We start from the raw sequence: 5,178 nt of genomic DNA, 5'->3' as shown, positions 1-5,178 counted from the left end.
ACCGAATTTCTCAACTTGGAGTTATTCCCTCTCTGTCCACTATTATTCGCTCCAAATCTGCTCTTTATCCCTTGGGATTGTCTTGGCAGCCAGATTAACTGCTACCCCTACTTATTGAGCCGATACCCCCGCTCTGTATAAGGGTCAGCAGATCCGATACAACACTAATCATCAATCCGTAGATCTCAAAGTCTGGAACGGAACTGATTGGATATGGATCGAAAAGCTGAAGGTGAAGAATTATGGAAAGAACCGTCATTTGGTCGCTGGGAACGAGATTCAATCTCCTTCTCTGATTGCCAATAACCGGGGAGTTCATTTGTCAATGCCTGTCAAAGTCGTAATTAATTCGATTGCAAAATCTGATTGTGTTTGCGCCGTCGATCTGGGTATCAATAACGCTGCAACCGCTTCTATTGTTGGCAAGGACGGTACTGTAAAAGCAAGGAAGTTCATCAACCCTGCTAGAGACATAGACCGAAGAGATCGACGTAGAATGCGAATCAAAAAGAAATCCCGTCAAACCATGAAATTGACAGGTCAGAAACTTGGAAGAGGTTTCTGTAAAGGTTTGTACCGCAAATCCTCAAATATCAATGAATCTATTGCACAGCAGGTTTCAACGCAAATCGTCAAATTTGCCAAAGAACATGGTGTGAAAACGATCGTGTTTGAGGATTTGTCAAACCCGAAAGCGAAAGCTGGAAAGAAAGGTACAGTCATGAAACAACGGTTTCATCAATGGTGTAAGGATCGCACTGTCGATCTAGCTGTCATGAAATTTTCGGAATTGGGTGGAACCGTGGAAAAAGTGAATGCCAAATATACCAGTGCATACGCATTTGACGGTTCGGGTAAGCTGAAACGTGACAAGAAAAACTTCACCCAAGCCACGTTTCAAAATGGAAAGCAATACAACTGCGATCTGTCAGCGTCGTATAACATCGGTGCTAGATATTGGTATGCGGTTCTAACCAATTCTAAATTCAGCAAGGTTTGGGAAGATCGAAATTCTTCTCATTCACAGCGGACACCTGTAACACTGAGTTCCTTATGGAGCTTAGTAACTTGCGTTAAGAATCCCCAGCTAGAATCTTTGATTTAGCTGGGGAGTGTTCAAAAAGCCTGCATTAAGGAATCTTCAACAGTTGACCTGGGACAGTTGACCGCTTGAGGGTTGACCCCCAAAGAGCGACCTCTACCCTTAAGTCCGAGTATTGGAGTAATGAATTGTCTGATTTTAATTTCTCCCGATCGGGCTTGGGGCTTTCAACCAATTCTTTGTGGTAAACGATTTTTCGCGGCGGACTCGATGCTCGGTTTTTGGAAGGGGCTAAAAATGGGCGTTGCTGCTGCAATGGTATGAACGACTGAATATGAAAAAATGAAACAAGCGAGTCAATCAATATAGCTGAGTTTTCAAGTTATCGATTTTCATACCTTGATTAAGCAACGCCAAAAATGCACTCTCGCCAAAAACCGCGTAAACTAACTCGATAGTTTCGCTAAATATCGTCGGAAAGAAAGGATTGATAGCGATCTAATTGAGTGCCAATACTGAATGTTTCGCCAGGAATTAAGTAGCTATTCGCGCTCATGTTTTTCCTCCTATTTCGGTGATTCGCCATCTTAATTATCCGCATACCGCCCGAGTTGCTGGGAAGCCTGATGGATCTGTTAGCTGCGTGTTGGAGTACCTGCGCGAGGGCGAGCATTTTCTGTGCTATAATAGCACGTACAGGCACACCAGCTCGGAAATAGCCGGGGGGTCAGTATGCCTTAAAAGCACGTGGTGCGGCATACTGCGAGCCGATCGGGGGAGCGCCAGCAGTGAAGGCTCTCTGGTTCAGCAAACAAGCTCGCCAAACAAGCTCGCCACCAGCAACTACTATCCCGAACCAGAGAGCCGATGGCAACCAAGAACTTCAGAATTGTGGGGTACCTACCAGCAGAGCAACACCAAAAGTTGCGCGACTACATGGCAGAGGAGTCTTTGACCGAAAGTGCCGCGCTCGTCAAAATCATCAGGCAATTCTTTGAAACAGCCCCAGCGCTCTCTACCGAAGCAATAGCTTCCGAAACGAGGGAAAATTTCGCCCGACTGCAAGCAGAAATTGCTGGTTTACAAGGGCGAGTTGCAGCCTTAGAAGCGGGAATTCAACGCCAATTCAAAAGTTCGCCTCATTTTGCAGCAGGGCAGCCTGCAATGAAGCTGCGACCCCTAAAAGCTGCCGATTTAGCAAAACGGCTGGGAGTGAGTGCCGAAACTATTGAAAATGCTGCTTTAGGCGGCAGCGCTGCTTTTAGGCAATGGAGCAAGCGGCGAGATCCGGCTTCTCGGGCGTGGCTTCATCAGGGCAACCTGTTCTACCCGCAGGAAGATTGAGTTGCAGCGAACCGCTGCTAGCGGTGGCCGAATAATGCAGCCGGTAGTTTGACGATCGCACGGGAGCGGAGCATTCCCAAACGATCTGTACGCGATGGAACCCAAAGTGTTATCTGCTGTTGAGTTGGATGGAATTAACGGAGTAAGTGCGAACAACACTGCTGGCTGAATTCCGCAGTTTGCTATCAGTCAAGTTAGCCGCTCAGTTAACAGCCGTTTTGTGCAAATGTCGGCTCAACACCCCACTGAAAATGATGAAAGAAGACACCATCGAAATTGTTGGTTTTCACGCCCATATTTAGGGCTTACTGAAAAAGTGTGCGTAGTAGAAAAACGAGGCTACCCAGCTCAAAAAATAGTAGGTTTATTGCTAATACCATTTTTCTATGAAGTTGCATCGAATAGATCCTTTGCCGGAAATAATTTCAGGCTTTCCATGGAGTGCAGCTTCATAGTGAATTGGTATAAAATCCCAAATTTATCCAGAAACTAACAACTTTCATTGCAAGGGTTTTGAGCCTCTATAATCCTATAACTTGCATTTTGGTAGAACCAAGAAAGATTGAAACCGTTATCTGGCAAGCTTTCTACTTTTATTCAGCAATACCATTTTTCTATGAATCTGCATGGAATAGATCCTTTACCGGAAAGGATTTTAGGCTTTCCATGGAGTGCAGCTTCATAGTTAATTGGTATAAGCTCTATTTACTTCGACAGACAAGAAATTATCGATCGGCGGCTGCCGGGTGACGATTTGTACTACCCAGAGGGGATTAACTGAACTCAAAGTGCGATCGCTCTTACAACTACGCTAGTTTGTTTAATTTGTTCGCTTTATCCTCAAATGTTTGACCAGTCACAAGCCCAACGATATTCTAGAACTCTAAGACCTCGAACTCCCAGACCAAAATTTATCTTTATTTCTTCCTTGTAACGCTCTTTTGGAAGACTTTTCAGCTTGTTTGTGCCAGATAAATTCTTTCAATTTCAGTCGCTGGCAAAGGCTTAGAAAATAAATAGCCCTGTCCGAACTCGCAGCCAAGTTGTTGCAGCCAGCTCAGTTGCTCAGTTGTTTCAATACCTTCGGCAATAACGGCGAGTTCGAGTCGATCGCTCAGAGCAATAATAGTATTCACCACTTGATAGTTACGATTCCCGGCAAAAATTTCACTGACAAAAGAGCGATCGATTTTGAGATAGTCCACTGGAAAACGGTGCAGGTAGCCCAAGGAAGAATATCCCGTGCCGAAATCATCAATGCTAATCTGAATTTGTCGATCGCGCAATTGTTCAGTCAGTGCGATCGCCGCGATCGCATTTTCCATAATCGCACTTTCGGTAATTTCCAATTTTAGTCGAGCGGGATTAACTTGAGTTTCTGCCAAAACTCGATCGATATCAGACAAAAGAGTCGGGCAAGCAAATTGTCGCACAGAAAGGTTTACGCTCACCGTCAACTCCCTCCACCCCTGTTGCTCCCACGCACGAAGTTGCTCGCACGCCTGCTGCAACACCACCATTCCCACTGGTACAATCAGCCCTGTTTCTTCCATGCAGGGAATAAATTCTCCCGGTGAAACCATACCCCGCACCGGATGTTTCCAGCGCACCAACGCTTCAAAACCACAAACTTGTTCAGTTTGTAGATTGACAATCGGCTGATAATAAGTGACAAACTCTTGATGTTTCAGCGCCCGTTGCAAATCATTTTCCAGAGTCAGGCGATTGAGCATAGCCAAAGACATTTCAGGCTCAAATATTTGATAGCAACCTTTGCCGCGAAGTTTAGCTTTGTACATTGCTGTATCAGCATCTTGTAGGGGTTCTTCCGGTTGTTGGTAAGCGCTGCTGCCTAAAGCAATCCCGATACAAGCTGTCATAAATATTTCACAATCTGGCAGCACAAAAGATGCGTCAAAGCTCCGCAGAATCGATTCTATAAATGACTCCAGGACTTTCTCGCCATCGATTTGATAAAGCAAAAAGCAAAACTCATCCTCACCTACCCGCGCTAGAACATCACCAGGGCGCAGATAGTCTTGTAACCTTTGTGCGACGGCAAGGAGCAACTGATTGCCGACGATATAACCAAAAGAACTATTCACCAGTTTGAAGCGATCGCAATCTAGATAAATTACTGCAAAGGAAATATCTCCTGTTTGTACAAGCTCAGCCAACTTTTGAAGCAAGAAAGTGCGACTGGGTAGCGTTGTGAGTGCATCTTGAAAAATCATGGTTTGCAACTGAGCCGTGCGCTGTTGCACCGTTGTTTCCAATCTGGTATTGAAAGTAGCTAATTGCTGGTATTGCTGGTGAATGCGTAACATAGAGCGCACTCTTGCTCTTAACTCCAAACGATTAATCGGCTTGCTAATAAAGTCATCCGCTCCAGCCGCGAAGCATCTAGCTAAATCCGTTTTGGTGATGAGGGCTGTCACCATAACGATTGGCACAAATTCCCATTGTGGCATAGCTTTAATCCGCCGACATACTTCTATCCCATCTATCCCAGCCATCATCACATCCAGTAAAATTAAATCGGGCCGAAAAAGGTCTAGAGAATCGATTGCCTCTTCCCCATTGGCAGCATAATGTAACTGATAGTCTAAATCGCTCAACAGGGTTTCAATGACATCAAAGTTATCTGGTTCGTCGTCAATAATTAGAATAGCAGGATTATTCATAAAAATAGTATGGGAATTGGGAATTGGGAATTGGGAATTGGGAATTGGGAATTGGGAATTGGGAATTGGGAATTGGGAATTGGGAATTGGGAATTGGGAATTGGGAAT

At 44.9% G+C, this 5,178-nt stretch carries 6 protein-coding genes; 4 read left to right on the top strand and 2 right to left on the bottom strand.

Annotation, left to right across the window (positions count from 1 at the left end; all coding sequences use genetic code 11):
• The first annotated feature begins 232 nt into the window (after window positions 1-232).
• Together QZ938_RS32690 and QZ938_RS32685 are read left to right on the top strand one after the other, a co-directional pair.
• Window positions 233-1,105, top strand: a complete 873-nt coding sequence (locus tag QZ938_RS32690) for an IS200/IS605 family accessory protein TnpB-related protein (protein ID WP_293356460.1) — start codon at window positions 233-235, stop codon at window positions 1,103-1,105.
• 120 nt (window positions 1,106-1,225) lie between these two features.
• A complete protein-coding gene (locus QZ938_RS32685) occupies window positions 1,226-1,366 on the top strand; it encodes a hypothetical protein (protein WP_293356457.1) in 141 nt (46 codons plus the stop codon).
• A gap of 139 nt (window positions 1,367-1,505) precedes the next feature.
• Here the strand turns inward: QZ938_RS32685 and QZ938_RS32680 are convergent, their stop codons facing one another.
• Entirely contained in the window at window positions 1,506-1,745 is a 240-nt protein-coding gene (locus QZ938_RS32680) for a hypothetical protein (RefSeq protein WP_293356454.1), read from the bottom strand.
• Window positions 1,746-1,909: 164 nt separating this feature from the next.
• On the opposite strand from QZ938_RS32680, the gene QZ938_RS32675 reads away from it, so the two are divergent.
• Both QZ938_RS32675 and QZ938_RS32670 read left to right on the top strand, forming a co-directional pair.
• Window positions 1,910-2,386 carry a hypothetical protein gene (locus QZ938_RS32675; protein ID WP_293356451.1) on the top strand — a complete coding sequence of 159 codons (477 nt, stop codon included), beginning with the start codon at window positions 1,910-1,912 and terminating at the stop codon, window positions 2,384-2,386.
• Between the two features lie 146 nt (window positions 2,387-2,532).
• Window positions 2,533-2,688, top strand: coding sequence for a hypothetical protein (locus QZ938_RS32670; protein ID WP_293356448.1), 156 nt, complete (start codon window positions 2,533-2,535; stop codon window positions 2,686-2,688).
• A 651-nt stretch (window positions 2,689-3,339) separates the two neighbouring features.
• Here the strand turns inward: QZ938_RS32670 and QZ938_RS32665 are convergent.
• Window positions 3,340-5,178, bottom strand: a 1,839-nt coding sequence (locus tag QZ938_RS32665; RefSeq protein ID WP_367181885.1) for an EAL domain-containing protein, incomplete at its 5' end; no start/stop codon positions are given.

The sequence above is a fragment of the Microcoleus sp. CAWBG27 genome, from assembly GCF_020883145.1.
Lineage (GTDB): Bacteria > Cyanobacteriota > Cyanobacteriia > Cyanobacteriales > Microcoleaceae > Microcoleus.
This window is presented reverse-complemented; position numbering and strand designations above follow the sequence as displayed.

Excerpts from the sequence above, each read along its gene's own strand:
- QZ938_RS32685 (WP_293356457.1), top strand. The coding sequence starts at position 1,226 with ATGAATTGTCTGATTTTAATTTCTCCCGATCGGGCTTGGGGCTTTCAA.
- QZ938_RS32675 (WP_293356451.1), top strand. The coding sequence starts at position 1,910 with ATGGCAACCAAGAACTTCAGAATTGTGGGGTACCTACCAGCAGAGCAA.